This window comes from Streptomyces viridochromogenes, from assembly GCF_001270495.1.
Lineage (GTDB): Bacteria > Actinomycetota > Actinomycetes > Streptomycetales > Streptomycetaceae > Streptomyces > Streptomyces viridochromogenes_A.
Genome location: NZ_LGUR01000050.1, coordinates 1 through 3,590, shown reverse-complemented (window position 1 = coordinate 3,590; position 3,590 = coordinate 1). Strand labels below are relative to the sequence as shown.

Here is a 3,590-nt window from a genome sequence, read left to right as displayed (position 1 = left end):
GGACCTCGCGGGATACCGGGTCTACCGCCGCCTCAAGGGAGCCGCGTTCCCCGGCACGCCCCTCGCGACGACCACCGCCACCGCCTCCACCACCTACACGGACACTCCGCCGCCGACCGGCGAGACGTACTACTACGAGATCCGTGCCTACGACAGGGCCGGCAACGTCTCCGGCGGAACCGCCGACCAGGCCGTCGCCACCGTCGACCGCACGGGCCCGACGGCGCCCACGGGGCTCACCGCGCACGGCGACCTGTGGGGCATGATGATCGAGTGGGACGCCGCGCCGGACGCGGTCTCCTACGAGCTCTTCGAGAAGGACCCGGCCACCGGCTCCCTCACTCTGCTCAAGCAGCTCACCGGCACGTCGTACATCCACGCCGTGGGCCACGACGAGACGCGGCACACCTACCTGGTACGGGCCCTGGACTCGGGAGGGAACGCGGGCGCGTACTCGGCCCCCGTGACCTCCGACGGCATCGACCGGACGCCCCCGGACGCACCGCGCAACCTGCGGGCGACGGCGACCTGGGACGCGGTGCAGCTGCGCTGGACCATGCCGGAGGACCGTACCTCGGACGAGCTCATCAACGACGCCCGCTTCACCGTGCTGCGCTCACCGGGTACCACGCTGGGCGCGGACGCCGTGGGCGTGGACTGCACCGTGAACGAGACGCTCAACACCGCCGGTGACGAGTACTCGTTCACGTGCTCCAGCGAGGACTTCGAGTTCGACACCACCTACACCTACGGCGTCGTCATCACCGACTGGCAGGGCAACCGCTCCGCGCCCTCCAACACGGTCACCGTCACCACGTCCGACCGCGTCGCCCCGCTCCCCCTCACCGGCCTCACGGCCACGCCCCGCGCCGACGGCACGGAACTGCGCTGGAACGCCCCGGTCGACGACGACATCGCCTCGTACCGCGCCTTGCGCGGGGTACGGCAGGACGACGGCACGGTGAAGTGGATCGGCGAGCTGGCGCACTGCGCGGATGACGCCGAGGACCCGCTGGCCATGCTCTGCATCGACATCCCGGACGGCGAGACGTACGTCTACACGGTGATCGCCGAGGACGTCTGGGGCAACGAGCTGTCCGCGAGCGACCCGTCCGTCCCCACGGTCACCGCCACGGAGCTGAACATCGTCCCGGGCGAGCCGATCGGCCAGGACTTCGAGGCCGGCGGCCCGCTGTACGGCAGCGGCGGCTGGACGGTCGCCGAGTCGGCGAAGCCGATCCAGTGGCACTGCTCCGGCGACGTCTGCGCCCAGATCACCGAGTACCGGGTGAGCCGCTGGAACCCCGAGACGCAGAGCTACGACCTGCTGGGCACGGCCTCGCCGACCACGGACTACTACCAGTCCTACAGCGACGCCACCCAGCCGCTCGGCTCCGTCTCCTACTACCGGGTCGTCGGAGTCCTCCCCGACGGCACCGAGACGGCGCCCGCACATCCCTGGAAGATCCGACCGAACCTTCTGTGAACCCCGGCCCCGGTCAGTCCCGCCTCGGACCCGTGATCCCCTCACCGATCACGAAGCCCTTGGCGGGGCCTTCGGGGATGGTGACGTCGGTGCCGTAGGGGACACGGTGGATGTCGTCCCAGTCGGCCTTGTCGGGGCGGGGGCCGGTGAAGAGGGTGACGGCGCCCTGGCCGTCGTAGTCGTCGACGAGGACGTAGACGGGGATGCCGGCGCGGGCGTATTCGCGGCGTTTCTTGGCTCGGTCCCGTTCCAGACTGCGCTTGCCGGGAGAGGCGACTTCGAAGATGACCCGGTGAGCGGCGGCAGTGAGGCCAAGGCCGTCATCGGTGACGTAGCGCTCGGGGTCGAGCAAAGCCGGAACGTTCCTCACCTCCACCGCTCTCCGGCCTCGAGAAAGTGAGGCCGCGGTAAGGAATTGTTAAGGAGACCCCCGCGAGCAAAGTTCGCCATTGTGTACGCATGGTCCCGCTGGTAGCGTCCCCGGTGCAATGATCAAGCAATTGCCTGACCAGTAATTGCAGAATGCATGGGGGATTGACTTCGTGAGCGTACGAAGTAAAGGAATTTCTGCCGCCACCGCTCTGGCCATGACCGGCGCATTGTGCGGTATTGGCGCGAACGCCGCGTATGCGGCTTCGGCGGAAGACGCCGGAGCCGGGACCGCGACCGTCGCGCAGGCCGCGACAGCCGGGCAGACTCGCGCCGGCGCTGATGAAATCTGCACAGTCCTGGGCATCGGCAGTGGCGCGGCGGGTCTCTCCAAGGCGCTGGCCAAGGGAGCGTCCTGGGTGGGAATCGGCGCCAGCGTCGGGTGCTATTTGTACTCGAAAGCGAAGAACGCCACACCCGCGGAAAAGCGTGCCGCCATGATCAAGTCCTACAAGAAGTACCAGGCGATGAGCGATCTCAAGAAACTTGACGCGCTCGGCTACTACTGCCGGAAGAAGGACAGTGGCGGCGGTGGCGGCGGTGGCGGCGGCACTGATGTCGCCCCCCTCAACACGAGGCTGGGGTGGACGGACATCAAAATGAAGGGGGTGACATACACATGTACAGCGACCGGGGACTGACCGGGCGCCGCAGCCTGGGGTATGGAGAGCGACTCTCGTTCTCCATAGCGCTGGTCGCGGTGAGCTTGCTGTGGATCACACAGGACATGGCCGCATGGGCGACAGTGCTGTGCGGTGTCGGCGCGGCCGGGGGAGCAGCGGGAGTGTTCTACTTCGGCTGGCGGTACGTTCGCTCACGCGGTGATTCCCGATGAGGTTTCCTCAGCGGAACAGCCCCTGCGAAGCCGGCTGAAATTCGCTAGCGGGGGCCACCGTACGTCGTCGTTCACGTTCTGTGGCCCCCGGCGAGTTAGTTACGGGTGTTAAATAATGCAGTCGTCCCAGTCCCAAGGGGCCCAGGAACACTCGTCCTGAAGCGACGGGGAGCCCGTGTCCGCCGCGGCCGCCGGACCGGCCCCGGCAACGGCGATCGCCGTGAGAGCCGTCACCGCCAGAGCGGTCGCCCATGCCTTCCTGACCAAATTGCGAGCCATTTCTATCCCCTTTTCGTCGATGCGTGAATCAGACGGCATCATGAGTGCACTGTCTGACGCGAACACCATCCGGCGCTTTCGGCTGCCCCTGCCGGACGGGTGGGGCCACTGCGATAGGAACCGTAATTTCAGGCACCTTGAGCGTCAAGGAATCTGAGGTTCTCTTGAGGAAAATGGATCACCCGGAAGAGGAATTCTTTCCTCCGGATTACTTGCGGGTAAGCGCGGCAGGGACTTCGGCATAGTCACATATTTTGACGCCTGCAAAGAACGCGACGACAGAGCCCCCAGGGCGAGGTGCCGTCCAACTCCACCGGCAAACCCGTACAACCCATGGGCCGCTCCATGAGTCGTGATCGTCGCCAGCCTCCCCGGCCAGCGTCGAACACGACCGAGGAATCCATGAACCCAGCCAGACGCACGACCGCGGCCACCGTGGCCACCGCTGCCACCGCCACCGCCGTCGTGCTCGCCACCGCCGGCACCCTGCTCACCACGGCCCCCACCGCCTCCGCCGCCGTGACCTGCACCTCGCCCGTCTTCAAACGCCAGTTCTTCGCC

3 protein-coding genes are annotated in these 3,590 nt (G+C 67.1%); 2 read left to right on the top strand and 1 reads right to left on the bottom strand.

Going from position 1 to position 3,590, the window contains the following annotated elements:
* Positions 1 to 1,486 (top strand): hypothetical protein (locus tag ADK36_RS08020; protein WP_053196850.1); only part of this gene is annotated, 1,486 nt, incomplete at its 5' end.
* A 13-nt stretch (positions 1,487 to 1,499) separates the two neighbouring features.
* Here ADK36_RS08020 and ADK36_RS08015 read toward each other — a convergent pair.
* The gene (locus tag ADK36_RS08015; RefSeq protein WP_338060772.1) at positions 1,500 to 1,838 is read right to left on the bottom strand and encodes a Uma2 family endonuclease; all 339 of its coding nucleotides are present in this window, start codon (positions 1,836 to 1,838) and stop codon (positions 1,500 to 1,502) included.
* Positions 1,839 to 2,028: 190 nt separating this feature from the next.
* Between ADK36_RS08015 and ADK36_RS08010 the strand changes: the two genes are divergently transcribed.
* Positions 2,029 to 2,556 carry a hypothetical protein gene (locus ADK36_RS08010; protein WP_053196848.1) on the top strand — a complete coding sequence of 176 codons (528 nt, stop codon included), beginning with the start codon at positions 2,029 to 2,031 and terminating at the stop codon, positions 2,554 to 2,556.
* The last annotated feature ends 1,034 nt before the right edge of the window (positions 2,557 to 3,590 follow it).